This is a genomic window from Cellulomonas sp. SG140, assembly GCF_025770785.1.
In the GTDB taxonomy this organism is placed as follows: Bacteria; Actinomycetota; Actinomycetes; order Actinomycetales; family Cellulomonadaceae; genus Cellulomonas.
Map to the genome: position 1 here is coordinate 362,605 of NZ_JANZLA010000002.1, position 25,946 is coordinate 388,550.

General features: G+C 73.5%; 24 protein-coding genes. 13 read left to right on the forward strand and 11 right to left on the reverse strand.

The genetic code is table 11. The features are described 5' to 3' along the window. Positions 1-59: 59 nt before the first annotated feature. Positions 60-1,397 carry a glutamine synthetase family protein gene (locus N0B34_RS05510; protein ID WP_263730309.1) on the forward strand — a complete coding sequence of 446 codons (1,338 nt, stop codon included), beginning with the start codon at positions 60-62 and terminating at the stop codon, positions 1,395-1,397. A 3-nt stretch (positions 1,398-1,400) separates the two neighbouring features. Beyond that, entirely contained in the window at positions 1,401-4,448 is a 3,048-nt protein-coding gene (locus N0B34_RS05515; RefSeq protein WP_263730310.1) for a bifunctional [glutamine synthetase] adenylyltransferase/[glutamine synthetase]-adenylyl-L-tyrosine phosphorylase, read from the forward strand. Positions 4,449-4,567: 119 nt separating this feature from the next. Here the strand turns inward: N0B34_RS05515 and glnA are convergent, their stop codons facing one another. After that, a complete protein-coding gene (gene glnA, locus N0B34_RS05520) occupies positions 4,568-5,992 on the reverse strand; it encodes a type I glutamate--ammonia ligase (protein WP_263730311.1) in 1,425 nt (474 codons plus the stop codon). Positions 5,993-6,166: 174 nt separating this feature from the next. On the opposite strand from glnA, the gene N0B34_RS05525 reads away from it, so the two are divergent. Further along, positions 6,167-6,694 carry an RDD family protein gene (locus tag N0B34_RS05525; RefSeq protein ID WP_263730312.1) on the forward strand — a complete coding sequence of 176 codons (528 nt, stop codon included), beginning with the start codon at positions 6,167-6,169 and terminating at the stop codon, positions 6,692-6,694. A gap of 9 nt (positions 6,695-6,703) precedes the next feature. Here the strand turns inward: N0B34_RS05525 and N0B34_RS05530 are convergent, their stop codons facing one another. Both N0B34_RS05530 and lipA read right to left on the reverse strand, forming a co-directional pair. Continuing rightward, complete coding sequence (locus N0B34_RS05530) at positions 6,704-7,444, reverse strand: DUF4191 domain-containing protein (protein ID WP_263730313.1); 741 nt, start codon at positions 7,442-7,444, stop codon at positions 6,704-6,706. A 50-nt stretch (positions 7,445-7,494) separates the two neighbouring features. After that, the gene (gene lipA, locus N0B34_RS05535; protein ID WP_263730315.1) at positions 7,495-8,508 is read right to left on the reverse strand and encodes a lipoyl synthase; all 1,014 of its coding nucleotides are present in this window, start codon (positions 8,506-8,508) and stop codon (positions 7,495-7,497) included. 180 nt (positions 8,509-8,688) lie between these two features. Here lipA and N0B34_RS05540 point away from each other — a divergent pair, with 180 nt between their 5' ends. Then, the gene (locus tag N0B34_RS05540; protein ID WP_263730316.1) at positions 8,689-9,207 is read left to right on the forward strand and encodes a flavodoxin domain-containing protein; all 519 of its coding nucleotides are present in this window, start codon (positions 8,689-8,691) and stop codon (positions 9,205-9,207) included. A 67-nt stretch (positions 9,208-9,274) separates the two neighbouring features. Here N0B34_RS05540 and lipB read toward each other — a convergent pair whose 3' ends face one another. Then, on the reverse strand, positions 9,275-9,952 hold the full coding sequence (gene lipB, locus N0B34_RS05545; RefSeq protein WP_263730317.1) for a lipoyl(octanoyl) transferase LipB: 678 nt from the start codon (positions 9,950-9,952) through the stop codon (positions 9,275-9,277). Between the two features lie 60 nt (positions 9,953-10,012). On the opposite strand from lipB, the gene N0B34_RS05550 reads away from it, so the two are divergent. Beyond that, complete coding sequence (locus N0B34_RS05550; protein ID WP_263730318.1) at positions 10,013-11,041, forward strand: Gfo/Idh/MocA family oxidoreductase; 1,029 nt, start codon at positions 10,013-10,015, stop codon at positions 11,039-11,041. Positions 11,042-11,100: 59 nt separating this feature from the next. Then, positions 11,101-12,453, forward strand: coding sequence for a hypothetical protein (locus N0B34_RS05555; protein WP_263730319.1), 1,353 nt, complete (start codon positions 11,101-11,103; stop codon positions 12,451-12,453). Here the strand turns inward: N0B34_RS05555 and N0B34_RS05560 are convergent. Genes N0B34_RS05560 through lpdA form a run of 3 tightly spaced genes read right to left on the reverse strand, consistent with a single transcriptional unit; the run spans position 12,428 to position 16,587 of the window. After that, complete coding sequence (locus tag N0B34_RS05560) at positions 12,428-13,327, reverse strand: TIGR01777 family oxidoreductase (protein WP_263730320.1); 900 nt, start codon at positions 13,325-13,327, stop codon at positions 12,428-12,430. The genes N0B34_RS05555 and N0B34_RS05560 overlap by 26 nt on opposite strands. 29 nt (positions 13,328-13,356) lie before the next feature. Next, the gene (gene sucB, locus N0B34_RS05565; protein ID WP_263730321.1) at positions 13,357-15,180 is read right to left on the reverse strand and encodes a 2-oxoglutarate dehydrogenase, E2 component, dihydrolipoamide succinyltransferase; all 1,824 of its coding nucleotides are present in this window, start codon (positions 15,178-15,180) and stop codon (positions 13,357-13,359) included. 27 nt (positions 15,181-15,207) lie between these two features. Next, positions 15,208-16,587 carry a dihydrolipoyl dehydrogenase gene (lpdA, locus tag N0B34_RS05570; protein WP_263730322.1) on the reverse strand — a complete coding sequence of 460 codons (1,380 nt, stop codon included), beginning with the start codon at positions 16,585-16,587 and terminating at the stop codon, positions 15,208-15,210. 176 nt (positions 16,588-16,763) lie between these two features. Here lpdA and N0B34_RS05575 point away from each other — a divergent pair, with 176 nt between their 5' ends. Continuing rightward, a complete protein-coding gene (locus N0B34_RS05575) occupies positions 16,764-17,138 on the forward strand; it encodes an oxidoreductase (RefSeq protein WP_263730323.1) in 375 nt (124 codons plus the stop codon). A gap of 29 nt (positions 17,139-17,167) precedes the next feature. Here the strand turns inward: N0B34_RS05575 and N0B34_RS05580 are convergent, their stop codons facing one another. Then, positions 17,168-18,646: a leucyl aminopeptidase gene (locus tag N0B34_RS05580; RefSeq protein ID WP_263730324.1), complete on the reverse strand. Its 1,479-nt coding sequence runs from the start codon at positions 18,644-18,646 to the stop codon at positions 17,168-17,170. 63 nt (positions 18,647-18,709) lie between these two features. Here N0B34_RS05580 and N0B34_RS05585 point away from each other — a divergent pair, with 63 nt between their 5' ends. From N0B34_RS05585 to N0B34_RS05600, 4 genes are read left to right on the forward strand one after another with little or no spacing between them, the layout of a single operon-like run. Then, on the forward strand, positions 18,710-19,069 hold the full coding sequence (locus N0B34_RS05585) for a hypothetical protein (protein WP_263730325.1): 360 nt from the start codon (positions 18,710-18,712) through the stop codon (positions 19,067-19,069). Beyond that, positions 19,066-19,455 (forward strand): hypothetical protein, encoded by a 390-nt coding sequence (locus N0B34_RS05590; protein WP_263730326.1) that lies wholly within the window; start codon positions 19,066-19,068, stop codon positions 19,453-19,455. The genes N0B34_RS05585 and N0B34_RS05590 overlap by 4 nt, the downstream gene beginning before the upstream one ends. Positions 19,456-19,464: 9 nt before the next feature. After that, positions 19,465-20,514 (forward strand): quinone-dependent dihydroorotate dehydrogenase, encoded by a 1,050-nt coding sequence (locus N0B34_RS05595; protein WP_263730327.1) that lies wholly within the window; start codon positions 19,465-19,467, stop codon positions 20,512-20,514. A 3-nt stretch (positions 20,515-20,517) separates the two neighbouring features. Then, positions 20,518-20,724, forward strand: coding sequence for a hypothetical protein (locus N0B34_RS05600; RefSeq protein WP_263730328.1), 207 nt, complete (start codon positions 20,518-20,520; stop codon positions 20,722-20,724). Positions 20,725-20,775: 51 nt separating this feature from the next. Here the strand turns inward: N0B34_RS05600 and N0B34_RS05605 are convergent, their stop codons facing one another. Further along, a complete protein-coding gene (locus N0B34_RS05605) occupies positions 20,776-21,381 on the reverse strand; it encodes a DUF3043 domain-containing protein (RefSeq protein ID WP_263730329.1) in 606 nt (201 codons plus the stop codon). 89 nt (positions 21,382-21,470) lie between these two features. Between N0B34_RS05605 and N0B34_RS05610 the strand changes: the two genes are divergently transcribed. Beyond that, on the forward strand, positions 21,471-22,823 hold the full coding sequence (locus N0B34_RS05610) for a dipeptidase (protein ID WP_263730497.1): 1,353 nt from the start codon (positions 21,471-21,473) through the stop codon (positions 22,821-22,823). Between the two features lie 30 nt (positions 22,824-22,853). On the opposite strand, the gene N0B34_RS05615 is transcribed toward N0B34_RS05610, so the two are convergent. Then, positions 22,854-23,453: a DJ-1/PfpI family protein gene (locus N0B34_RS05615; RefSeq protein WP_263730330.1), complete on the reverse strand. Its 600-nt coding sequence runs from the start codon at positions 23,451-23,453 to the stop codon at positions 22,854-22,856. A gap of 11 nt (positions 23,454-23,464) precedes the next feature. Next, positions 23,465-24,670, reverse strand: coding sequence for a quinolinate synthase NadA (gene nadA, locus N0B34_RS05620; protein ID WP_263730331.1), 1,206 nt, complete (start codon positions 24,668-24,670; stop codon positions 23,465-23,467). 70 nt (positions 24,671-24,740) lie between these two features. Between nadA and N0B34_RS05625 the strand changes: the two genes are divergently transcribed. Beyond that, positions 24,741-25,928, forward strand: a complete 1,188-nt coding sequence (locus N0B34_RS05625) for a glycerate kinase (RefSeq protein WP_263730332.1) — start codon at positions 24,741-24,743, stop codon at positions 25,926-25,928. Positions 25,929-25,946 lie beyond the last annotated feature (18 nt).

Consider the following 25,946-nt stretch of genomic DNA (forward strand, 5'->3'; position numbering starts at 1 on the left):
CCGCCGCGCCGACGTGCCAGGGGCGGCTGCACGCCTGGTCATAGGGAAGGATGTGACCCATGGACAGGCAGCAGGAATTCGTGCTCCGGACGGTCGAGGAGCGGGACATCCGGTTCGTCCGGCTGTGGTTCACGGACGTGCTCGGCATCCTCAAGTCGGTCGCCGTCGCACCCGCCGAGCTGGAGCAGGCCTTCTCCGAGGGCATCGGCTTCGACGGCTCGGCCATCGAGGGCCTGACCCGGGTGTACGAGGCCGACATGATCGCCCGCCCGGACCCGTCCACGTTCCAGGTGCTGCCGTGGCGCGGTGAACGGCACGGCACCGCCCGGATGTTCTGCGACCTGCTGACCCCGGACGGTGCGCCGTCCCTCGCGGACAGCCGCCAGGTGCTCAAGCGCGCGCTGGACCGTGCCAGCGACAAGGGGTTCACCTTCTACACGCACCCCGAGGTCGAGTTCTACCTGTTCGAGGCGCCGGCCGACCCGACGCAGACCCTCGTGCCCGTCGACCAGGGCGGCTACTTCGACCACGTCCCGCGGGGCACCGCCCACGACTTCCGTCGGGCCGCGATCACGATGCTCGAGTCCATGGGCATCTCGGTGGAGTTCTCCCACCACGAGGCCGGTCCGGGGCAGAACGAGATCGACCTGCGCTACGCCGACGCGCTCACTACTGCGGACAACATCATGACGTTCCGCACGGTGGTCAAGGAGGTGGCCCTCGAGCAGGGGGTGTTCGCGTCCTTCATGCCGAAGCCGCTGTTCGCGGCGCCCGGGTCCGGCATGCACACGCACCTGTCCCTGTTCCAGGGAGACAAGAACGCGTTCCACGAGGCCGGCGCCGACCTCGAGCTCTCCAAGACCGGCCGGTCGTTCATCGCCGGGTTGCTGCGGCACGCCGCGGAGATCACCGCGGTGACCAACCAGTTCGTCAACTCCTACAAGCGGCTGTGGGGCGGTGCCGAGGCGCCGAGCTACATCTGCTGGGGCCACAACAACCGGTCCGCGCTCGTGCGGGTGCCGCTCTACAAGCCGGGCAAGGGCAACTCGAGCCGGGTGGAGTACCGCGCGGTCGACTCGGCAGCGAACCCGTACCTGGCGTTCGCGGTGCTGCTCGCCGCCGGTCTCAAGGGCATCGAGGAGGGCTACGAGCTGCCTGAGGGTGCCGAGGACGACGTCTGGGAGCTGACCGATGCGGAGCGGCGTGCGCTCGGCATCGAGCCGCTGCCGACGTCGCTCGAGGCGGCCATCGAGGTGATGGAGCGGTCCGAGCTGGTGGCCGAGGCGCTGGGGGAGCACGTCTTCGACTACTTCCTGCGCAACAAGCGCGAGGAGTGGCGGGAGTACCGGGCGCAGGTCACCCCGTTCGAGCTGCAGCGGTTCCTGCCTCTGGTCTGACCGATGACCGTCGGCACCACGCACGGCCGCGGCCAGTCGCTCGCCGCCCGGCTGTCCCGGGCAGGCGTTGCCGACGTGCCACGAGGTGAGCGGCTGCTGACGGACCGGGCGCTGCTCGCCGTGTGGCCGCAGGCCGCCGACGACCTGCCCGAGCTGCTGGGCGCGGTCGCGGACCCGGACCAGGCGCTCCTGACCCTCGCGAAGGTGGCCGGTGCGGTCGGCCCGCACCCGGACCTGACGGCGGCCCTGGTCGCCGCCGTCACCGAGGCCGGCCCCGCGCGCGAGCGCCTGCTCTCCCTGGCCGGCGCGTCGGCGGCGCTGGGCGACGTCGTGGTCGCGCGGCCGGAGGGCCTGCGTGTGGTGCTCGACGACGTCCCGGGCGTCGAGGTCGATGCGACCTCCGTCCGCGCCGACCTGCTGCGCGCGGTGGAGGCGGACCCGTCCGCCGCGGTGCCCGTCGCCGGCCTGGCCGGCGCGCCCGGCGTCGACGCGATGCGTCGGGCCTACCGCCGGCACCTGCTCGGCATCGCCGCGGCGGACGTCACGAGCCACGACCCGCTGACCCGGCTTCCTGCGGTGGCGGCCGCGCTCGCCGACCTCGCCGGCGCCGCCCTCGAAGCCGGTCTCGCGCTGGCACGGGCGGAGTTCCCGGACGGGGCGCCCGGCGTGCGGCTGGCTGTCATCGGCATGGGCAAGGGTGGCGGTCGCGAGCTGAACTACATCTCCGACGTCGACGTGGTGTACGTCGTCGAGCCGGTGGAGGGCACCGCCGAGGACGAGGCGATCGCGGTCGGCGCGCGGCTCGCCGCGGGGCTGGCACGGGCGTGCTCGACACCGTCCGGAGAGCCTGCGCTGTGGGCGGTCGACGCGGCGCTCCGGCCGGAGGGCAAGGACGGGCCCCTGGTCAGGACCCTGGCCAGCCACCGCGCCTACTACGAGCGGTGGGCCCGGACCTGGGAGTTCCAGGCGCTGCTGAAGGCACGGCCCGTCGCGGGGGACGTCGAGCTGGGGCGCGCGTACGTCGAGATGACGCAGCCGATGGTCTGGGCCGCCGTGCGGCGGGAGAACTTCGTCGAGGACGCGCAGGCGATGCGGCGCCGGGTGGAGCGCCACGTGCCCGCCGCGGAGGCGGACCGTCAGATCAAGCTGGGCGTCGGCGGTCTGCGCGACGTCGAGTTCACCGTGCAGCTGCTGCAGCTGGTGCACGGCCGCGCCGACGAGTCGATCCGCAGCGGCAGCACGCTGACTGCGCTCGCGGCCCTGGCGGCGGGCGGGTACGTCGGGCGCGAGCACGCCGCGCAGCTGGCCGCCTGCTACCGCTTCCTGCGGGTCCTCGAGCACCGGGTGCAGATGTGGCGGATGCGGCGGACCCACCTGCTGCCGCAGGCCGAGCCGGACCTGCGCCGTCTGGCCCGGTCGGTCGGGATGCGCACGGAGGGGGCCGAGGGTCTCCTCGAACGGTGGCGGTCCGTGCGTCGCGACGTGCGGCGCCTGCACGAGGAGCTGTTCTACCGGCCGTTGCTCCCCGCCACCGCGCGGCTGTCCGAGGCGGACGTCACCCTGGCGCCGGAGGCGGCGCGGCACCGGCTGGAGGCGATCGGCTACCGGGACCCCGGGGGTGCCCTGCGGCACATCGCCGCCCTCAGCGAGGGGTTGTCCCGACGGGCGGCCATCCAGCGCCAGCTGCTGCCCGTGATGCTCGGGTGGTTCGCCGCGGGGCCGGACCCGGACGGCGGCCTGCTCGCGTTCCGGCGGCTGTCGGACGAGCTCGGCAGCACCCACTGGTTCCTCAAGCTGCTGCGCGACTCCGGCACGGCGGCCGAGCGGCTGGCTCGCGTGCTGTCGACCTCCCGCTACGTCGCCGACGCGTTGACGCGGTCACCCGAGTCGGTCGTCTGGCTGGACGACGACGCCGAGCTGGAGCCGCGCGACGCCCAGCGCCTCGAGGGGGAGGCCGACGCGATCCTGACCAGGTCGTACGAGCGCGTCGCGGCAGCCACGGCGCTCCGCGCGCTGCGCCGGCGGGAGCTGGCCCGCACGGCGACGGCCGATGTGCTCGGCGTGACCACGGGGATCAGGGCGTCGCACAGCCTCACGGTGGCGGCCGACGCGGTCCTGGCGGGTGCGCTGCGGGTGAGCCGGTGGGAGGCGCGCGCCGAGCGGGGACTGGATGCCGACCCGACCCGGATGCTCGTGGTCGCCATGGGTCGCCTCGGCGGGCGCGAGATGGGCTACTCGTCGGACGCCGACGTCCTCTTCGTCCACGACCCGCTCCCGGGGGTCGAGCCCACCCTCGCTCAGGACTTCGCCACCGCCGTGGCCAGCCAGCTGCGCGCCCTGCTCGGGGACGTCGGCCCCGAGCCGGCGCTCGCGGTGGACGCCGACCTGCGGCCCGAGGGCCGCAACGGTCCGCTGGTTCGCACGCTCGACTCCTACGCGGAGTACTACGGCCGCTGGTCCGCGACGTGGGAGGCCCAGGCGCTGCTGCGTGCGCGACCGGTCGCGGGCGACGTGGCGCTCGCCGGGCGGTTCCGCGCCCTGATCGACCGCGTGCGGTACCCCGCCGGAGGTCTGGACCCGGCGGCGGTCCGTGAGGTCCGGCGCATCAAGGCCCGGGTCGAGGCGGAGCGGCTGCCGCGCGGAGTCAGCCCGGCCCGGCACCTCAAGCTCGGGCGGGGCGGGATCAGCGACGTCGAGTGGACCGCTCAGCTGCTCCAGCTGCAGCACGCGCACGAGGTCGAGGGCCTGCGCACCACGTCCACCCTCGAGGCGCTCACGGCCGCGACCGCTGCCGGTCTGCTGGCGGAGGAGGACCGTGCGGTGCTCGCGGCGGCGTGGGAGCTCGCCTCCCGGCTGCGCGACGCGAACGTGCTGTGGTCCGGGCGCACCGACGGCCCGCACACGGACGTCCTCCCGCACGACCACACCGCGCTGTCAGGCGTCGCCCGCGTGATGGGGTACCCCGCCGGCTCGGGCGCGACGCTCGAGGAGGAGTACCTGCGCACAGCACGCCGGGCCCGGGCGGTCGTCGAGCGCGTCTTCTACGGCTGACCGTCCGGGGCAGCCGCGGGGTCAGCCGTAGACGCACGCCGGCCCGGGCACCACGAGGGTGGCCGGGCCGGCGGTACCGCTGGTCAGGGGCTCACGGGAGCAGCCGCGGCCCCTGACGATCAGACGTCGTAGTAGAGCTCGAACTCGTGCGGGTGCGGCCGCAGCCGGATCGGGTCGACCTCGGCGGAGCGCTTGTAGTCGATCCAGGTCTCGATCAGGTCCGGGGTGAACACGTTGCCGGCGGTCAGCCAGTCGTGGTCCGCCTCGAGGTTGTCGAGCACCTCGGGCAGCGAGCCCGGCACCTGCTGGATGAGCGCGTGCTCCTCCGGGGGCAGCTCGTACAGGTCCTTGTCGACCGGCTCCGGCGGCTCGATGCGGTTCTGGATGCCGTCGAGACCAGCCATCAGCATCGCCGAGAAGGCGAGGTACGGGTTGCTCGACGGGTCCGGCACGCGGAACTCGATGCGCTTGGCCTTCGGGCTCGAGCCCGTGACCGGGATGCGGATGCATGCCGACCGGTTGCGAGCCGAGTAGACCAGGTTGACGGGCGCCTCGAAGCCGGGCACCAGGCGGTGGTAGCTGTTCACCGTCGGGTTGGTGAAGGCGAGCAGCGACGGCGCGTGCTTGAGCAGGCCGCCGATGTACCAGCGGGCGATGTCGGACAGGCCGCCGTAGCCCTTCTCGTCGAAGAACAGCGGCTCGCCGTCCTTCCAGAGCGACTGGTGGACGTGCATGCCCGAGCCGTTGTCGCCGAACAGCGGCTTCGGCATGAAGGTGGCGGTGCGCCCGTTCTGGTGGGCGACGTTCTTCACCACGTACTTGAACAGCTGCACCTTGTCGGCCGACTTGGCCAGCGTGTCGAAGCGGTAGTTGATCTCCGCCTGGCCCGCGGTGCCGACCTCGTGGTGCGCGCGCTCGACCTGCAGGCCGAGCTCGTCGAGCAGCAGCGAGATCTCGTCGCGGATGTCCCCGAACTGGTCCACCGGCGCGACGGGGAAGTAGCCGCCCTTGTAGGGCGTCTTGTGGCCGAGGTTGCCACCCTCCTCCTCGCGGCCGCTGTTCCACGCGGCCTCGATGGAGTCGATGAAGTAGAAGCCGGCGTCCTGGCGAGTCTGGAAGCGCACGGAGTCGAAGATGTAGAACTCGGCCTCCGGTGCGAAGAAGGCGGTGTCCGCGATGCCGGTCGAGCGCAGGTACGCCTCTGCCTTGGCGGCGATCTGGCGCGGGTCGCGGCTGTAGGGCTCGTCGGTGTAGGGGTCGACGATCGACATGTTGATGTTCAGCGTCTTCTCCACGCGGAACGGGTCGACGTAGGCCGTCGTCACGTCCGGGATCAGCTTCATGTCCGACTCGTGGATCGCCTGGAAGCCGCGGATCGACGAACCGTCGAACATCTGACCGTTGACGAAGAAGTCGTCGTCGACGGACGCCGCGGGGACGTTGAAGTGCTGCATGACGCCGGGCAGGTCACAGAACCGGACGTCGACGAACTTGACGTCCTCGCTCTTGATGAACGCCAGGACTTCCTCTGGCTTGCTGAACATCCGCTGCTCCTCGGTTGAGTCCAGCCCGTGTGCTCGGGCCTGCGCAGAGGCTAGGCGCACGTGATGACGCGCCGGTGCCACGTCTGTTTCGGCGGTGTTACGTGAGGACGCCCGGTGTGACCGCCGTGCGACGACCCGGACGGTCGTCCGGGACCTTTCTCCTAGGCTGGCGGCGTGGCACGACGTGAGGACATGGGCTCGGGGCTCGAGGGCGACGTGACCTCCGGGGCCGGTGCCGGCACCAGGCTCGGGCTGCCCGTGTCCGGTCCGGGGTCGCCGGCACGGACCGGCCGCCGGCTGCTCGCCCTGGCGGTGGACTGGCTCGCCTGCCTGCTGATCTCGGGCGCGCTGTTCCCCAGCTCTCGGGCCGCGACGTTCTCGCTGGTGCGGGGTGACCCCACGGCGACGCTCGGCATCTTCGCGCTGGAGAACGTGCTGCTGGTCGGCACGGTCGGTCACACCCTGGGGCACCGGCTGCTCAACCTGCGCGTGCGGACGGCGCCCGCCGTCGGGGCCGGAGCGGGCACTGACCGCCGCGTCTCTTCGGGTAGTCCGGTATCCGACCCAGGCCGCCCACCAGGGCTCGTCCGGGCCGCCGTGCGGACCGTCCTGCTGCTCCTCGTGATCCCCGCCGTCGTGCAGGACGGGGAGGGCCGAGGCCTGCACGACCGCGCGGGCGGGACGGTGATCGTCCGGCGCTGAACCGGTCGGTCAGCGCCCGCGCAGACCGCGCCGGTCGGGGCGCATCCGGGTCGGGTCGATGCCCTTCGGCATCGGGAGGCGCATCCCACCCAGTGCCGTGAGCCGCTTGCTCACCTCGGCGACCTCCGCCTTGGTCAGCTGGGGACGCAGCTTCTGCACCGCACGGGGCAGCTTGCGCAGGGGTACCTGGCCGGGCTCGTCGCCCATCTGCATGACGGTGATGGGGGCGCCCGAGATCACCCGCGCGGTCCGCTTGCGCTCCTGCTCGAGCAGCTTGCCCGCGCGGCTCGCGGGCCCCTCGCTGACCAGCACGACACCGGCTCGGCCCAGGCCGCGGAACACCAGGTCCTGCGTGCGGGGGTCCACCGCCACGGGCTCCTCGGTGAAGGTCCAGCCCTTGCGGATCGTGCCGAGCGCGGCGCGCGATGCACCGGGCTGACCCTCGATCTGGGTGTAGGCAGCGGTCTCCGCGCGCCTCGCCAGCACGAACATCGCGCCCAGCGCCGCGAACGGGATGCTCAGCACCAGCATGTAGATCAGCGAGTGCACGAGGAGCCCGACCACGAGGCCGATCGCGACGATGCCGAAGAACACCGCGAGGATCAACCAGGTGATCGCCGGGTCGTGCTTCCGGGTCATCTGGTAGGCGGTCCAGACCTGGGTGTACCAGCGGACCTTCTTGGGGGCGGTGTCGGTGGTGCCGGCGGCGCCCTTGGCAGGGCGTGACGGCGGTGTGCTCGCGCGGGCCATGGGACGCGAGTCTACCGACGGCCGAACGGCCTCCTGCGCAGCGGAGAGGCTCAGCGACCAGCGGTGCGGGCGAGCACCGAGGCCGCCTCCTGGCGCGCCGTCGTGGGTTCCGCCAGGTGCTCGAGGCCGGCCGGGACGGTCGCGCCGCGCCGCGCCATGGCCTGGGCCCACAGTCGCCCGGCCCGGTACGACGAGCGCACCAGCGGGCCGGCCATCACGCCGGCGAACCCGATCCGGCGGGCCTCGTCGGACAGCTCGACGAACTCCTCGGGCCGCACCCACCGGTCCACCGGGTGGTGCCGCACCGACGGCCGCAGGTACTGGGTGATCGTGATCAGGTCGCACCCGGCCTCGTGCAGGGCGACCAGTGCCTCCCGCACCTCGTCCGTCGTCTCGCCCATCCCCAGGATCAGGTTGGACTTGGTGACCAGCCCGGCCTCACGCGCCGCGGTGAGCACGGACAGCGACCGCTCGTAGCGGAATCCGGGCCGGATCGTCTTGAAGATCCGCGGCACCGTCTCCAGGTTGTGCGCGAGCACCTGCGGGGCGGAGCCGAACACCTCGGCGAGCCGCTCGGGACGGGCGTCGAAGTCCGGGATCAGCAGCTCGACGCCGGTCCCGGGGTTGACCGCACGGATGCGGCGCACGGTCTCGGCGTAGAGCCACGCACCGCCGTCCGGCAGGTCGTCGCGGGCGACGCCCGTGACCGTGGCGTACTTCAGGCCCATTGCCTGGACGGACTCGGCCACGCGGCGCGGCTCGTCGGCGTCGAAGGGCTCCGGCCTGCCCGAGTCGATCTGGCAGAAGTCGCATCGCCGGGTGCACGTGCCGCCCCCGATGAGGAAGGTCGCCTCGCGATCCTCCCAGCACTCGAAGATGTTGGGGCAGCCGGCCTCCTCGCACACGGTGTGGAGGCCCTCGCGGCGGACGAGGTGCTTCAGCTCGTCGTACTGCGGGCCCATCGTCGCGCGGGTGCGGATCCACTCGGGTTTGCGCTCGATCGGCGTCTCTGCGTTCCGGGCCTCGACCCGCAGCATCCGGCGTCCCTCGGGTGCGATCGTCACGAAGGTCAGACTAACGCCGGCCTCGGCCGTGCCTTCCCGCGGTCCGCGGCCCGGACCCGTCGCAGGGACCTCGCAGGGACCTGGGTCCCGCGCACCCCGCCCCACCTCACGACACGCTGGAGAGGTTGGGCGCGGCGTCAGGGGAGGCCGAGCGGGGGGATCGCCCGGGAGGAGGCACGCATGCGCGTCTTGGTGTCGGTGTCGTCGCGCCACGGCGGTACGCGGGAGATGGGTCAGGTCGTCGCGGCGGTGCTGCGCGACGCGGGCCACGACGTCGCGGAGATCGGTCCGGACGAGGTCGAGGACGTCACCGGGTACGACGCCGTGGTGCTGGGTTCTGCGGTCTACGTCGGGCGGCTCGCGCTCGGTGTGCGCGACCTCGTCGACCGGCGCGCCGGGCAGCTGCGGGAGCGACCCGCGTGGCTCTTCTGGTCGGGCCCTGTCGGAGAGCCGGCGAGCGCCCCGGTGGTCCCGGACGACGTGACGGAGGTGGCCAAGGCCGTCGGCGCCCGTGGTGTGCGGATGTTCCCGGGCCGCCTCGAACGCGCCGAGCTGAACATCTCCGAGCGCGCGCTCGTCGCGCTGGTGCACGCCCAGCCGGGCGACTACCGCGACCTGGAGGAGGTCCGCGACTGGGCGCTCGGCATCGACGAGGAGCTTCGAGCGCTTGCGCGGGAGGCCGACAGCGACACCTTCTGAGGCGGCGGCCGCCGACCGGTGGTCCGGAGCGGACCGCCGCGCCGATGCGGTCGCACCAGGCGACGATCTACCCCCGTGCGAGAGCCGGCGCCGCGAGGAGCGGATCGAGCGCGGTGACGAGGTGACGGCCGACCAGGGGGGCCACCTCGTCGATCGTCACGGTGCGACCGGCCTCGGCCGAGAGGCTGGTGACGTCGGCGTCGGCGATGCCGCACGGCACGATCCGGTCGAACTGGTGCAGGTCGCAGCAGCAGTTCAGCGCGAAGCCGTGCATCGTGACACCGCGAGCGACCCGGACCCCGATCGCGGCGACCTTCCGCTCGCGTCGAGCCGACGGAGTCCCGGGCGGGTCGGCCGGGAACCACACGCCGCTGCGCCCCTCCACCCGCACCGCGGTGAGATCGAGATCGGCACAGGTGCGGATGAGCGCCTCCTCCAACGCACGGACGTACGCGACGACGTCGACCGGCTCCGCCAGCCGCACGATCGGGTAGCCGGTGAGCTGACCAGGGCCGTGCCACGTGATGCGGCCTCCGCGGTCGACGTCGACCACCGGGGTCCCGTCGACCGGGCGGTCCGCCGTGGCCGTGCGCTTGCCTGCCGTGTACACCGGCTCGTGCTCGACCAGCAGGACCGTGTCCTCCTGCTCGTCGTCGGCCACGCGGGCATGGACCCGACGCTGCAGGTCCCACGTCGGCACGTAGGGGGAGAGGGTGCCACCGAGGTCCAGGGGTTCGAACCGCATGCCGGCAGGCTAACCCGCGCCGCGCGTCGGACCCTGCGGGGGTCCCCGTAGGCTGGGTGGATGGAGTCCTTGCGGGTCGGTCTGGTCGGGTACGGCGGCTCGGGTCGGGGGATCCACGGGCGTCTGCTGCGCGAGCTCGGGCAGCGGGTGACCTGCGTGGTGACCCGGGGGCGGGCGGAGCAGGTGCACGCCGACTGGCCGGGTGCTCGCGTGGTGCCGGACGTCGCATCCCTCGTGCAGCACGCCGCGGAGCTGGACCTCGTCGTCGTCGCGAGCCCGACGGGGGACCACGTCAGCAGCGTCGCGCCGCTGCTGCAGGCGCGGCTGCCCGTCGTGGTCGACAAGCCGCTCGCACCGCGGGAGCACGAGGCGGCGGAGCTGGTGCGCCTCGCGAACGAGGTCGGTGGTCGGCTGACGGTCTTCCAGAACCGACGGTGGGACCCCGAGCAGCTCACGCTGCGCGCGGTGCTGGCCGCCGGGGAGCTGGGCCGGGTGCACAGGTTCGAGCGCCGGTGGGAACGGTTCCGGCCCCAGCCCCAGCACCGTTGGAAGGAGCAGGACGTCCAGGCGGGTGGTCTGCTGCTGGACCTCGGCGCGCACCTGGTGGACTCCGCGATCCAGCTGTTCGGCCCCGCGGTGTCCGTGACGGCGGAGCTGCGCACGCTGACCACGCCCGCGTTCGACGACGTGTTCATGGCGCTCACGCACGCCCCTGACGCCGACGGGCACTCGGTCATCAGCCACCTGCAGGCCGGCAGCCTCGTCGGTGCACCGGGGCCGCGTACCCGGGTGCTCGGTGACGAGGCTGCGTACCTCGTGACGCACTACGAGGGTGAGCCGACGCCGTTCGAGCTGCTGGACCTGTCCGTCGGCCGTCCGGGATTCGAGGGTTGGCTGGTGCGCGGCGACGAGCGGACGCCGGTCCCGCGGGCGCCCGGTGGCCACGTGGACCTGTACCGCGACGTGGTCCGTTGGGTGACGGACGGAGGTCCTCCGCCGGTCGACCCGTGGGACGCCGTCCGCACCGCACGGGTGCTGGACGCCGCCCTCGTGTCGGCGCGCGAGCACCGGGCCGTGCCGCTCGCCTGAGGCCGAACCCTGTGGACGGGGGGGCACCGTCCCGGTCGGCGCTCCGCTTTCATGTCGGCGTGCCCGACATGCCCCCGATCGACGTCGACCGTGCCCTGACGGCGCTCGGACTTCTCGCGACGGGCGGTACGGGCACGGCGGGCGGGTGGCTGGCGCGGCGACCGGAGGACGAGTCGCCGGCCTTCGAGCTCCTGGTCCTGATGGCGGCCGCCGACGAGCGGCTGGTCGACCGCGTCCACCGGTTCGCGGAGCTCCAGCACCCGCACCTGGGTCAGGTGCGTGCCGTGACACCGATCGATCCCGGCCGCACTGGGGTGCTGGTCGACCACGTCGTCGGGGTGAGCCTGGGCGCGGTCCGGCGTGCGCGCGCCCCGATGACGGACGGGGAGTGCGTGACGCTGCTCGTCCCCCTGTGCCAGGTGCTGTCGGCGCTCGGCGCCGCCGGCCTGGCGCACGGTGCCGTCGAGGCGGACAACGTCGTGGTCCAGCCGGACGGTCGGCCCGTGCTCGTCGCACCGCGACCGGGCCTGGTGGGCACCGCGCTGCCTGAGGACGACCTGTCGCGTCTGCTCTCGACGGTCGTCGGCGTGATGCCCGAGGAGGACGGTGCCCTGCTCGCGGGGCCAGCGTCCGTCCCACGGCTTCGCCCGGTGCTCGACGAGCTGCTGGCCGGCGGCTGCTCGGCGGACGAGGTCGTGGCACGGTGCTTCGCCACCGCGGAGCCGGAGGCCGTGCGGCTGCCGGACGCCGCCGCGCTGGCGGGCGCCTCCCTTGTCGCAGGGATGCGGCGTCCGTTCCCGGTCTCGGGAGGGACCGAGCGCCGACCGTTACCGCGCTCGTCGGGCGGCACGACGAGAACCACCCGACGTCGACCACCTGCCGCTGCGCCGCGGTCCGCGCGGCGCCGGGTCGTCGTCTCAGTCGCCGCCAGCGTTCTGCTGGTCGCCGCCGTCGGGATCGGCCGGCACGTCCTCGCGCACCCTGCGACGAGGGAGGTCTCGGCGACCCCGGAGCCCTTGCTCGACCGCAGCGACCCGGCCGGGGCCGCGGCGGAGCTGACGCGGCGCAGGGCCGACGTGCTGCGATCGGGTTCGGCCGACCGGGTGGCGGACGTCGCGGTGACGGGCGGGCCGGCGGCCCGGGCCGACGCCGACGTGATCGCATCGCTGGGCGGGGGCGGCGCCGAGGGGCTCAGCGCGCGTGTCGACTCCGCCTCGGTGACCGGGACGCCGACGCAGGACGAGGCTGACGTGTCGGTCAGCTCGGCGACGTCCGGCTACGTGGTCGTGGGAACCGACGGACGACGCACCACCGCCGCAGCTGCGGCGCCCCGAACCGTGCTGCTCCACCTGCGGTGGACGGCCGCCGGTTGGCGGGTGTGGTCCGTCAGCCAGCCGGGAGCTGCGCCCTGAGCCACGAGGCGGCCGTGGCGATGTCGGGGTGCTCCGGCAGGAAGCCCGACGCCGCGAGAGTCGTCGGAACGGCGCGCACCGAGCCGAGGACCTCGGGGGCGAAGTCACCGAGGACCAGCCTCAGCGCCCACGCCGGCGCCGGCAGGACGGCCGGCCGGTGCCACTCCGCCGCGAGGGCGGCGACCACGTCACGGTTGCGTGCCGGCTCGGCGACCAGGTTGGCCGGCCCCGCGACGTCGCTGCTCAGCAGGTGGGTGATCGCCCGCACCTCGTCGAGCAGCGTGATCCAGGCCCAGAACTGCCGTCCCGAGCCGAGCGGGCCGCCCAGCCCCCACCGGATGAGGGGGAGCAGCCGCCCGAGCGCCCCGCCGTTCGGGCTGAGGACGATGCCGGTCCGCAGGTGGACGACCCGGACGCCCGCGTCCGTCGCCGGCTGCGTCGCCGCCTCCCAACGGCGCACCACCTCGGCGAAGAAGGTGCTGCCGAACGGCTCCGCCTCGCTGAGCACGTCGTCACCACGGTCGCCGTAGGCGCCGATCCCCGAGGCCTGCAGCAGGATCCGCGGGGTGTCCGGGTCTGCGGCGAGCGTCGCCGAGATCAAGCCGGTGGTGCGCAGCCGCGAGCCGATCACCTGTCGTTTCCGAGCGGGTGTCAGCGGTCGGCTGCCGACGTTGACGCCGGCCAGGTTCACCACTGCGTCGACGCCGTGCAGCAGCGCTGGGTCGAGGCGGCCCCGGTCCGGGTCCCACGGCAGCTCGTCGGGGCCGGCGGGACGTCCGCGAACCAGACGGAGCACCTCGTGGCCGGAGTCCACGAGGTGGGGGAGCAGGGCGCTGCCGATCAGGCCGTGCGAACCGGCGACGACGACGCGCACGCCCTGCTCCTCCCCTCGTCCGTCGGGGCCTAGAGCCCCACCTCGGCCTCGAACGCGCCCTCCTCGATGCGGCGCTTGATCGCCATCAGGTACCGCGACGCGTCGGCCCCGTCGACCAGCCGGTGGTCGTAGGACAGGCACAGGTAGCACATCGAGCGGATGGCGATGACGTCCGCGCCGTCCTCGCCGGCGACGACGACGGGACGCTTGACGATCGCCCCGGTGCCGAGGATCGCCGAGGTGCCCCCCGGGACGATCGGCGTGTCGATGACCGCGCCGCCGGAGCCGGTGTTCGTCACCGTGAAGGTGGCGCCGCTGAGCTCGTCCGGGCCGACCTTGTTGGCCCGTGTGCGACCTGCGAGGTCCGCGATCTTGCGGGCGACGCCCGCGAGGTTGAGGTCACCGGCGTCACGGATCACCGGCACCACGAGCCCACGCTCGGTGTCCACGGCGATGCCGACGTTCTCGCTGCCGTGGTAGGTGATCTGGTTGCCCTCGAGGACCCCGTTCACCTTGGGGTAGGCCTTCAGCGCCTCCACGGCGGCCAGCACGAAGAACGGCAGGAACGTCAGGTTGACGCCTTCCCGCGCCTTGAACGAGTCCTTGGCCCGTGCGCGCAGCCGGGCCACCTTGGTGACGTCGACCTCGACCACCGTGGTCAGCTGCGCCTGCGTGTGCAGCGCCTCGACCATCCGCTCCGCGATGATCTGCCGCAGGCGGCTGGCCTTCTCGGTGGTCCCGCGCAGCGGCGAGACGGCCGGGACGGTCGCGGGCGCCGCTGCTGCGGCGGCCGGCGCTGCGGCCGGTGCGGCCGCCTGCTCCACGGCGCGTCGCGCCGCCTCCGCACGCTCCGCCTCGGCACGGGCGGCGGCCTCCAGGACGTCCTCCTTGCGGATGCGCCCTCCGACCCCGGTGCCACGCAGTGCGGCCGTGTCGACGCCCTTCTCGGCGGCGAGCTTGCGCACCAGCGGCGTCAGGTAGGCACCGGACGCGGTCTGCTCGACGGCGGGGGCGCTGACGGCAGGAACCGGGGCAGCGGGGACCGGTGCCGGGCTGGGTGCCGGCGCCGGTGCCGCGCTCGGCGCAGGTGCAGTTGCCGGTGCAGGGGCAGGGGCCGATGCCGGCGCCGGAGTCGCGGCCTGCGGTTCCGGCGTGCTGGGCGCCGGAGCCGCGGCGGCAGCGCCGCTGCCGATCACCGCGAGGACAGCGCCGACCTGTGCCGTCTCGTCCTCCTGGACCAGGATCTGCTGCACGGTGCCGGCGAACGGTGACGGGACCTCGGTGTCCACCTTGTCGGTGGAGATCTCCAGCAGCGGCTCGTCGACCTCGACGGAGTCGCCGACCTGCTTGAGCCAGCGTGTGACGGTGCCCTCGGTGACGGACTCGCCGAGCGCCGGCAGCCGCACCTCCTGGCCCGGACCGCCGGTCGACGGCGCCTCGTCGGCCGCGGCTGCGGGTGTCGGCTCGGGGGTGCCGGCGGGTGCCGACTCCTCGTGCTGCTCGGCCGGCTGCTGCGGCGGCTCCTGTGCCGTCGGCTGCTCCGCGGCGGGCTCCTCGGCAGGCGCCTGCGTGGCTCCCTGACCCGCGTCGCCGCTCGGTGCGGGTGCCGAACCGGTGCCGTCGCCGATCACGGCGAGGACCGCGCCCACCTGGGCCGTCTCGTCCTCGGGGACGAGGATCTGCTCCACGACGCCGGCGAATGGCGACGGGATCTCGGTGTCCACCTTGTCGGTGGAGATCTCGAGCAGAGGCTCGTCGACCTCGACGTGGTCGCCGACGTTCTTCAGCCAGCGGGTGACGGTGCCCTCGGTGACCGATTCACCGAGTGCGGGAAGCTGCACGTTCTGGGACATGACGACTCCGGTCTCCTTCGACTCTGCTCAGTTGTGCGCGTGCAGCGGCTTGCCGGCCAGCGCGAGGAATGCCTCGCCGATGGCCTCGTCCTGCGTCGGGTGGGCGTGCACCAGCGCGGCGACGTCCTCCGGGTAGGCCTCCCAGTTCACGATCAGCTGGGCCTCGCCGACCAGCTCACCGACGCGGGCCCCGATCATGTGGACGCCGACCACCGGACCGTCGACCTTCCGGACCAGCTTGACGAATCCCTGCGTTCCGAGGATCTGGCTCTTGCCGTTGCCGCCGAGGTTGTACTCGAGCGACACGACGTTCTCGGCGCCGTAGAGCTCGCGCGCCTTCGCCTCGTTGACGCCGACGGAGGCCACCTCGGGGTTGGAGTAGGTGACGCGGGGGATGCCCGACTCGACGATCGGAGCGGGGTTCAGGCCGGCGATCTCCTCGGCGACGAAGATGCCCTGGGCGAACCCGCGGTGCGCCAGCTGCAGCCCGGGGACGATGTCGCCGACGGCGTAGATGTTCGCCACCCCGGTGTGCAGCCGCTCGTCGGTCAGGACGAAGCCGCGGTCCACCCGCACGCCCTGCTCCTCGTAGCCGAGGCCCGAGGTGGCCGGTCCACGGCCCACGGCCACCAGCAGCACGTCGGCGTCGAACGCCTTGCCGTCCTCCAGCCACACGTGCACGCCGTCGTCGTTCTGCGTCACGCCGGCGAACCGGACGCCGACGGAGAAGTTGATGCCGCGCTTGCGGAACGCACGCTCGAACGCCTTGCAGACGGCCTCGTCCTCGTTGGGCACCAGGTGCGGAAGTGCCTCGATGATCGTCACGTCCGCACCGAACGACTTCCAGACGCTCGCGAACTCCGAGCCGATCACGCCACCACCGAGGATGATCGCGCTCTTGGGGATCCAGTCCAGCTGCAGCGCCTGGTCGGACGTGATCACCCGGCCGCCGATCTCCAGGCCCGGCAGCGAGCGGGCGTAGGACCCCGAGGCGAGGACGATGTGCTCACCGGTGAGCGTGCGGTCGCCGACCTGGACGGTGTTGGGTCCGGTCAGTGTGCCCCAGCCCTGCACGACCTCGATCTTGCGCGAGGACACCAGGCCCTGCAGGCCCTTGTACAGGCGGGAGATCACGCCGTCCTTGTACTGGTTGACCTCGCCCATGTCGATGCGCTCGAGCGTCGCGTGCACGCCGACGTGCGCCCCGTCACGCGCCTCGTCCGCGACCTCGGCTGCGTGCAGCAGCGCCTTGGTGGGGATGCAGCCGCGGTGCAGGCACGTGCCGCCGACCTTGTCCGCCTCGACGAGTGCCACGCTCTTGCCGAGCTCCGCAGCGCGCAGGGCAGCGGCGTAGCCGCCACTCCCTGCGCCTAGGACGACGATGTCGAAAGCGTGGGTGTCGGCCACAGGCTTGCTCCTCGGTTGACAAGGGATCTAGGTCCAACGTCCATCTTGTCATCACCGACCCTGGTGATCGAACCGGCGTCGGACCCGTGCTGGTGTGATCCCTGAGACATTCGTCCCATGTGTTTCTACCACCGGGAACGCCCGAAGTGCGCGCGTTGCGCCGTTAGGCTCGCCGCATGTCCTGGTTCCGTCGATCTCGCCCGGCGCGCACCGCCGGACCCGCGGCGGCGCTCACCGACCGCAAGGCGCGCGAGGCGACGGTGGCCTACCTGCGCGAGTTCGTCGCGACCCGGGTGGGGGTCGAGGCGTACGTCGAGCCGGCCACCCACGTGACCCCGAGCACCGTGATGCTCGTGGCGACGGACGGGGAGTGGACCCGGCGGCGCGTCCCGGACGCCCGGGCGGCCGGCGCGATCGCCCGAGAGCTCGGCATCCCGGTGTACGACGTGCAGCGGACCGGCTATCCCCAGCGCATGCGGGACTGGACCTCCCGCACCAGGGCGGCGCAGCGCCGCGGCGGCGCCGAACCGGCGGAGCGTCCGGGAAGCTGATCGGCCGCCGTCCGCGCGTGGCCGGGGCCTCACCGGTCGGCGCGCGCCTCGATCAGTGCGAGCAGCGTCCGGATCCCGGCACCCGTCCCGCCGAGCGGTGTGTAGCCGTGCGGCTCGCGGGAGTTGAAGGCGGGGCCTGCCACGTCGAGGTGGGCCCACGGGGTGCCCCCGACGAACTCGCGCAGGAAGATCCCGGCCGTCAGCATGCCGCCGAACCGCTCGCCGATGTTGGACAGGTCGGCGACCTGCGACTTCAGGCCTGCGCGCAGCTCCGCGGGCAGTGGCATGGGCCAGAACGGCTCACCGGACCGGTCCGCGGCCGCCACGACCTCGCCACGGACCTCGTCCGATCCCATCACCGCCGACACCCGGTCACCGAGAGCCACCACCTGGGCACCGGTGAGCGTGGCGATGTCGAGCACGACGTCGGGCTTCTCCTCGACGGCCGCCACCAGCGCGTCGGCCATGACCAGCCGGCCCTCGGCGTCGGTGTTGAGCACCTCGACCGTGGTGCCCCCGCGCATCGTCAGCACGTCCGAGGGGCGCTGCGCGGTCCCGGAGGGCATGTTCTCGGCGACGGCGAGCCAACCCGTCACCGCGACCGGCAGCCCGAGGCGCGCGGCCGCCAGCACGGTGTGCAGCACGGCGGCGGCTCCCGCCATGTCGGACTTCATGCCGACCATGCCGTCCGCCGTCTTGATCGACAGCCCGCCGGAGTCGAAAGTGATGCCCTTGCCCACCAGCGCCACGTGGCCGCGGGCCCGGGACGGTGCGTAGGTCACCTTCACCAGACGGGGTGGTCGCACCGATCCCTGCCCGACGCCCAGGATCCCGCCGAAGCCACCGGCGGCCAGGGCCTTCTCGTCCAGGACCGTCACCTTGACGCCCTTGACCTCCCGCGCCGCGGCTCGGGCGGCGTCGGCGAGCGCCGCGGGGTAGAGCTCGTTCGGCGGCATGTTGACCAGGTCGCGCGCGGCGTGGACGGCGGCCGCGAGCACCTGCGCACGGTCCAGCGCGGCAGCCGCCGCCTTGTCCTTCGCCAGCCCGGTGACCACCTGGATCTCGGCGACGGGCGACGCGGCGGACGCCGAGGTGGCCGTGCCCCGGTAGCGGGTGAAGGTGTAGGCGCCGAGCAGCGCACCTTCGGCGACCGCGGCGACCCGGGCGACGTCGTCCGCGGGCAGCGCGAGCGCGACCGAGCCGACCCCGGCGAGCTCGCGGGTCGCCGCCCCGGCCGCGCGGCGCAGCGCCTCGGCATCCGGAGCCGCGGTCCCCGTCCCGGTCAGGACGAGCACGCGAGCCGACAACCCCGTCGCCGGGACGCGCCGCACCTCACCCGTCGCACCCGTGATGCCGAGCGCCCGGGCGTCCGACGACAGCGAGGCGCGCAGGGACTCGGGCAGCCAGTCGGCGCCGAGCAGCCGGGGAGCGCCGTCGCGCTCTGCGGTGGCGACCACCAGGGCGTCGACGGACAGGCGTGCGGGGTCCTTGCCGGTCAGCGAGATCACTCCCGCATGCTAGTGCGGGCGTCGCGACTGCCCTCGCCCGGACGACGGGTACCGTGAGCCGCCGTGAGCATCCCTCTGGTCGTCCTGCTGGGCGTGCTGTGCCTGCTCCTGGCCTCGTGGGCGGGTTGGTACACCGTCCGCGACCGGCCGGTGGTGGCCCGGCAGCTGCTCGCAGCCGCCGTGGTCGAGCTGGTGCTCCTGGTGCAGGCGGCGATCGCGGGCACCCGTTGGTCGGGGGTCGCCGCTCACGTGTCGCCCGGGCTGTTCTGGACCTATGTGGCCGTGCAGCTGTTCGTCCTGCCGCTGGCGGCCACCTGGGCGTTCGCCGAGCGGACCCGGTGGAGCTCGGTGGTGCTGCTGGCGGCAGCGGTGACCGTGGGCGTGATGGAGTGGCGGCAGTGGCAGATCTGGAGCGTGGCATGAGGCGGACCTCCACCGGGCCGGGCCGTGCCCTGGTGGCCGTGTACGGCGTGCTCGCGCTGTCGGCCACGGCGCGCGCGGTGTTCCAGGTGGCCACCAAGCTCTCGCAGGCGCCGTTGGCCTATCTGCTCTCGCTGTTCGCGGCGCTCGTCTACATCGTCGCGACGGTGGCGCTGGCCACGTCGCGGCGGCGGCTCGCCTGGGCCGCCGTGCTGACCGAGCTGACCGGCGTGCTGGTCGTCGGCACCGTCTCGCTCGTCGCGCGCCAGGACTTCCCTGATGCGACCGTCTGGTCGGGTTACGGACAGGGCTACGGCTACGTCCCGTTGCTGCTGCCCTTCCTGGGCGTGCTCTGGCTGGTGCGCACAGGGCGTGGCGACGGCCGATAGGTTGGGGCCGTGTACCGGCTGCTCTTCGACCTCGTCCTGCGGCGGCTGGATCCCGAACGGGCGCACGCCTGGAGCTTCGCGCTGATCCGTGGCGTCTCGGACGTGCCCGGCCTGCGGTGGTTGGTCGGTCGGGTGCTGGGCGGACCGCCGACGGGCGCGCTGACTCTGTGGGGTCGGCGGTGGCCGTCCCGGCTGGGGCTGGCGGCGGGCTTCGACAAGGACGGGCACGGCGTCCTCGGCATGACGATGCTCGGCTTCGGGTTCGTCGAGGTCGGCACCGTGACCGCGCAGCCGCAGCCGGGCAACGAGCCGCCCCGGCTCTGGCGCGTGCTCGACCAGCAGGCGTTGCGCAACCGGATGGGGTTCAACAACGAAGGGTCGGCGGTGGTGGCCGAGCGTCTGCGGCGGCTGCGTGCGACCCGGCGCGGCCGGGCCGCTGTCATCGGCGTCAACATCGGCAAGTCACGCGTGACCCCCGTCGAGCACGCCGCGACCGACTACGCGACCAGTGCCGGCCGGCTGGCGCCGTACGCCGACTACCTGGTGGTCAACGTCTCGTCGCCGAACACGCCCGGCCTGCGGGACCTGCAGGCCGTCGACGCGCTGCGACCGGTCCTCGAGGCGACCCGGGTCGCTGCGGACGAGGCGACCGTGCGAGCGGGTCGGGGACCGTGCCCCCTGCTGGTGAAGATCGCGCCCGACCTCTCGGACGACGACGTGGACGCCGTGGCCGAGCTCGTCGCGGAGCTCGGGCTGGACGGCGTGGTGGCCGTCAACACCACCATCGCGCACGACCTCGGGCCCGGTGGGCTGTCCGGACCGCCGCTGCTCAGCCGTGGGCTCGACGTCGTCGCACGGCTGCGCGACCGTCTCGGGCCGGAGGCGGTGATCATCGGGGTCGGTGGCATCAGCACGCCGGCAGATGCGCGGGAGTACCTCGCGGTCGGCGCCACGCTGGTGCAGGCCTACACCGGCCTGATCTACCGCGGTCCGTTCTTCGCGGCGCGCATCTCGCGTGCGCTCGGCGCCGACGCGAGCCGCTCGCGGACGGAGGTCTGATCCGTGCGACCGCGGTGGCAGTGGCAGCTGCTCGACGGCACCGGCGTGGAGCTGGACCGGCCCTCGAGCCCCGTCTTCACGGCGCGGTTCGACGCGGAGACGTGGCTCGGCGAGCACTGGCGCGGCCTGTCGGCGCAGGGTGCCCGCACGGCGCGGCTGCTGCACGAGGGTGAGCCGGTACCGCCGGACGTCCCGTTGCCGACCGTCTGAGGTCTGTCGTCCGACGCGGTCCGGCGCGGGGAGGGGGTGGAGCGGCCGGGCTCAGGCGGGGTACTGCCCGTGCTTGACCAGGGCCTTCGGCAGGCGGGTGGGGCGCAGCTGGAAGGCCCGCAGGGCGGCGTACATCGCCAGACCCTTCGGGATCGCGGCCACGCCGAACTTGGCGACCAGCTTCTTGCGCAGCCCGCGCCACAGGACGTAGCCGTCGATGAAGGCGGCGATGACGTACAGGTAGAGCGCGAGCGTCACGATCGTGAAGAAGGCGGCGTTGACCCGCGCACCCACGGCGGCGAGCACCAGGAACGCCGCGGCGACCGGCATGAAGAACTCGCCGAGGCTCCACCGGGCGTCGACGTGGTCGCGCGCGTAGCGGCGGACCGGCCCTCGGTCGCGAGGCGGCAGGTGCCGCTCGTCGCCCGTCTGCATGGCCTTGTACTCGAGGTCCCGCTGGATGCGTGCCTTGGCCCGCGCATCCTTCGCGGCGGCCTTGCGATCGGTCGGCACGAGCGGGCGCTTGTTGGCGGCCTCGGCCTCCTTGCGGGACGGCGTCGGCCGACCCTTGCCGCCGGCCACGCCAGAGGCCGTGGCGGAGGGCGCGCGCGTTGCTGCCGGTTCGGCGTCGCGCTGGTCCTTGCTGCGTCCGATCACCCGGCAAGGGTAGTCGAGTACGGTGGCCGCTCGTGACCTCCGACGTGCCGCCCGCAACCCTCGCAGACTCCTCGACCACGTCGGGGCGCATCCCCTCGGCGGAGCGGGTCGCCGCGTTGCGGGCCCGGGTGCACGACCTGTTCGGAGCGGTGCAGAGCGACCTCGAGGCTCTCGTCCGGATCCCGAGCGTCTCCAACCGGGAGTTCGACCAGGCCTTCGTCGAGCAGAGCGCCGAGACCGTCGCCGCGCTGCTGCGGGGCGCCGGGCTGGCGGACGCGACGGTGCTGCGCGTGCCGGGGGGTGCTCCGGCGGTGGTGGGTCACCACCCCGCTCCGGCCGGCGCGCCCACGGTGCTGCTGTACGCGCACCACGACGTGCAGCCCGTCGGCGACGTCGGGGAGTGGCAGACGGCGCCGTTCGAGCCGACGGTGCACGGCGAGCGGCTGTTCGGGCGTGGTGCGGCGGACGACAAGGCGGGGATCGTCGCGCACGTGGGCGCCCTGCGCGCACTCTCCGGCGAGCTGGGGGTAGGCGTGACGGTGTTCGTCGAGGGGGAGGAGGAGGTCGGCTCGCCGACGTTCCTCGAGTTCCTTCGGACCCATGAGGACGCGCTGGCCGCCGACGTGATCGTCGTCGCGGACTCCTCCAACTGGAAGGTCGGTGTACCGGGGCTGACGACCTCGTTGCGAGGTCTCGCGTCGGCCGTCGTCGAGGTGTCCGTGCTGGACCACCCGGTGCACTCCGGCATGTACGGCGGACCGATCCTCGACGCGCCGACCCTGCTGGCGCGGCTCATCGCGACGCTGCACGACGACGCAGGTGAGGTGGCGGTCCAGGGGCTGGTGCGCGCGCCGGACCCGGCGGTCGACGACGACGAGGCCTCCTTGCGCGCAGACGCGGGGGTGCTCGACGGCGTCAGGCTCGCGGGCAGCGGGCCGCTGACGGCGCGCATGTGGACACGGCCGGCACTGGCCGTCATCGGCCTCGACGCGCCTCGCGTCGCCACCGCCTCGAACACCATCGCCCCTCGTGCGTCCGCGCTCCTGTCGTTGCGGCTCGCACCGGGCCAGGACCCGGACGAGGCGTTGTCGGCGCTGGAGCGCCACGTGCACGAGCACGCACCGTTCGGTGCACCCGTGGCGTTCACGCGGGTGGACAGGGGCCGACCGTTCCAGGCACCGACGGACTCGGACGCGATGCGGACAGCACGGTGGGCGCTGGCCGAGGCGTGGGGGACCGAGCCGGCCGACATCGGGATCGGCGGCTCGATCCCGTTCATCGCCGAGCTGCTCGAGGTGTTCCCCAACGCGGCGATCCTGGTCACGGGTGTGGAGGACCCGGACAGCCGGGCGCACGGGCCGAACGAGTCGGTGCACCTGGGGGAGCTGGAGCGTGCGGTGCTGGCCGAGGTGCTGCTGCTGGAGCGGCTCGCCGGACGGTGACCTGCCGGTGACCGGCCGGCGGCCGGGGGCTCAGACCGGCGGGTGCGGGTCGTACTGGATGCCGCGACGGACCCGTCGGGCCATCTGCGGCGACTCGAGCCGGGCCACGAGGTGGAGAGCCATGTCGATGCCCGCGGACACCCCGGCCGAGGTGACGACGTCGCCGTCGTCGACGAACCTCGCCTCGGTGTCGGCGAGCACGCTGGGGTCGAGGCCGGCCAGCTCGTCGAAGGCGTCCCAGTAGGTCGTGGCTGGCCTGCCCGCCAGCAGCCCGGCAGCCGCGAGGACCAGCGCCCCGGTGCACACGCTCGCCATCAGCGGCGTCGTGGCCCGCATCTGCCGGACCCACGCGAGGTGCTCCGGGCTGGCCGCGAGGACGCGCGTACCACGGCCACCGGGGTATACGAGGACGTGCAGCGGACCGAGCTCACCGGCGGGCAGGTCGGGGACGAGCGACAGACCGTGCGCGCAGCGCACGCCCGCCCCGTCCAGGGAGAACGTGACGACCTCGGGGTGGAGCTCCGAGTGCGCCGCCCACCACGCCAGCACCTCGAAGGGGCCGACGACGTCGAGCTCCTCCGCACCGTCGAAGACGAACAGCCCGATCCGCAGGGGGTGCCCGGTGCCCACGTCGACCTCCGTCAGTAGCCCGGCAGGGCCAGCATCTGGTCGAGGGCGACACGGGCCCAGTGCGCGTCGTCCGGGTCGACGACGATCCGGTGCGGTACCCGACCTGCCGCGAGCGACTCCAGCGCCCAGGTGAGGTGCGGGAGGTCGATGCGGTTCATGGTCGAGCAGAAGCAGACGGTCGAGTCGAGGTAGTGCACGGTCTTGTCCGGGTGGGCCAGCGCGAGGCGCCGGACCAGGTTCAGCTCGGTGCCGATCGCCCACGAGGTTCCCGGGGCGGCCGCGTCGAGCGCCTTGATGATGTACTCGGTCGAGCCGACCATGTCGGCCGCCTCCACCACCTCGTGCTTGCACTCCGGGTGCACGATCACCGTCGTCGCCGGGTCCGCCGCGCGGACCGCCGCGACGTTCTGCGCCGAGAAGCGCCCGTGCACGGAGCAGTGCCCCCGCCACAGGATCATCCGGGCGTCGCGCAGCTGCTGCCGGGTGAGCCCGCCACCCGGCCTGCGGGGGTCGAACACCACGCAGTCGTCCAGGCTGAGGCCCAGCTGCCGCACGGCGGTGTTGCGGCCCAGGTGCTGGTCCGGCATGAACAGCACCTTGCCGGTGCCGTCGACCCCGCCGACCCGGTCGAACGCCCAGCGCAGGGCGACGTGCGCGTTGGAGGACGTGCAGACGGTGCCGCCGTGGCGGCCCGTGAAGGCCTTGATCGCCGCGGTGGAGTTCATGTAGGTCACCGGCACCGTGGACTCCGCGACACCGGCGTCGACCAGCACGTCCCAGGCGTCCTCCACCTGGTCGATGGCGGCCATGTCGGCCATCGAGCACCCGGCGGCGAGGTCGGGCAGCACCACCTGCTGGTGGTCGGCGGTCAGGATGTCGGCCGACTCCGCCATGAAGTGCACGCCGCAGAAGACGATGAACTCCGCGTCCGGCCGGGCGGCGGCCTCGCGGGCGAGCTTGAAGGAGTCGCCGGTCACGTCCGCGAACGCGATGACCTCGTCGCGCTGGTAGTGGTGGCCCAGGACGAAGGCGCGGTCCCCGAGCTGGGCGCGCGCCACGCGCGCCCGTTCGACGAGGTCTGGGTCGCTCGCGGCCGGCAGCGCGCCGACGCACTCCACCCCGCGCTCGGACTGCAGGTCCGAGCCGCGGCCGAGGAGCAGGAGAGCGGACGGCATGGGCTCGACGAACGCACCACGCTCGGGCGTGACCAGGCTCATCGCCCGATCTTCCCATACCGCCGGCCGGCCCCTCGAGCAGGTCCGGTTGCCGACGTGCCACCATCGCGGCGTGCGCGTGCTGCTGGCTCCTGACAGCTTCGGGTCCTCCCTGACGGCCCCGGAGGCGGCGGAGGCTCTGCGGGCCGGTTGGTTGGCGGGGGCGCCGCACGACGAGATCGTCGCCTGCCCGCTGGCCGACGGCGGTCCCGGCTTCGTCGAGACGATCCACAGCTCTCTCGGTGGTCAGGTGATCCCCGTCACGGTGACGGGGCCGCTGGGGGATCCGGTGCCTGCGGTCGTGCTGCTGGTGCCTGCGCACGACGACGTCCCTGCGACGGCGTACGTCGAGACGGCCCAGGCGATCGGCCTGCCGCTGGTACCGCCGGACCGCCGGGACCCCGGCCGGACCACCACCCGAGGGGTGGGGGAGCTGCTGCGACACGCCCGCACGACCGGCGCGGCACGTGTGGTGGTGGGTCTGGGCGGGTCCTCCACCAACGACGGGGGAGCCGGGATGCTCGTCGGCCTCGGGCTGTCGGACCTAGCCGGTCGGCTCGGCTCGGGCGGCGCGGCGCTGGTCGGGCTGCAGCCGGAGGACGTCGCCGGGCTGCGCGAGCTGCGCCGGGAGTGGGAGGGCGTCGAGGTGGTCGCCGCGTGCGACGTCGACGTGCCCCTCCTGGGGCTGCAGGGTGCGAGCGCCGGGTTCGCACCCCAGAAGGGAGCGTCCCCCCAGCAGGCGCAAGAGCTGGAGGCGGCGCTGGGGCACCTGTCCCGGCTGGTCGGTGCCGCTCTGGGCAGCGTCGAACGTCCCGACCTGCTGTCCGGGGCGCCGGGCGCCGCGCGCCTGGCCGCGGTCCCGGGGGCGGGGGCAGCCGGCGGCCTCGGGTTCGGTCTTGCTGCGCTCGGAGCGCGACTGGTCGGCGGTGCGGCTCTGGTGGCCGACGAGGTGGGCCTCGCCGACCGGATCGCTGCGGCGGACGTCGTGGTGACCGGGGAGGGTCGGTTCGACTGGCAGTCCCTGCACGGCAAGGTGGTGTCCGAGGTCGCCGCACGGGCCGTGCCCTTCGCGGTCCCCGTGGTCGTCGTCGCGGGTCAGGTGCTGGTCGGTCGGCACGAGCTGGCGGAGGTCGGGGTGGCCGCCGCGTACGCGGTCGGCACGTCGCCCGACGAGGTGGAGCGAGCGCTCGCCGACCCGGCCGGCACGCTGAGGGCACGTGCGGTCCGGGTGGCGCGGACGTGGTCCCCGACACGACGCTGAGGTGCCGCGGGACCCTGG

Bases quoted from the DNA above. Each gene is read 5' to 3' on its own strand.
- N0B34_RS05510 (WP_263730309.1), top strand. From the start codon at position 60: ATGGACAGGCAGCAGGAATTCGTGCTCCGGACGGTCGAGGAGCGGGAC.
- N0B34_RS05550 (WP_263730318.1), top strand. From the start codon at position 10,013: ATGGAGTCCTTGCGGGTCGGTCTGGTCGGGTACGGCGGCTCGGGTCGG.
- lipB (WP_263730317.1), bottom strand. From the start codon at position 9,952: ATGCGGTTCGAACCCCTGGACCTCGGTGGCACCCTCTCCCCCTACGTG.
- sucB (WP_263730321.1), bottom strand. From the start codon at position 15,180: ATGTCCCAGAACGTGCAGCTTCCCGCACTCGGTGAATCGGTCACCGAG.
- N0B34_RS05530 (WP_263730313.1), bottom strand. From the start codon at position 7,444: ATGGCCCGCGCGAGCACACCGCCGTCACGCCCTGCCAAGGGCGCCGCC.
- nadA (WP_263730331.1), bottom strand. From the start codon at position 24,670: ATGAGCCTGGTCACGCCCGAGCGTGGTGCGTTCGTCGAGCCCATGCCG.
- N0B34_RS05515 (WP_263730310.1), top strand. From the start codon at position 1,401: ATGACCGTCGGCACCACGCACGGCCGCGGCCAGTCGCTCGCCGCCCGG.
- glnA (WP_263730311.1), bottom strand. From the start codon at position 5,992: ATGTTCAGCAAGCCAGAGGAAGTCCTGGCGTTCATCAAGAGCGAGGAC.
- N0B34_RS05540 (WP_263730316.1), top strand. From the start codon at position 8,689: ATGCGCGTCTTGGTGTCGGTGTCGTCGCGCCACGGCGGTACGCGGGAG.
- N0B34_RS05575 (WP_263730323.1), top strand. From the start codon at position 16,764: ATGTCCTGGTTCCGTCGATCTCGCCCGGCGCGCACCGCCGGACCCGCG.
- N0B34_RS05590 (WP_263730326.1), top strand. From the start codon at position 19,066: ATGAGGCGGACCTCCACCGGGCCGGGCCGTGCCCTGGTGGCCGTGTAC.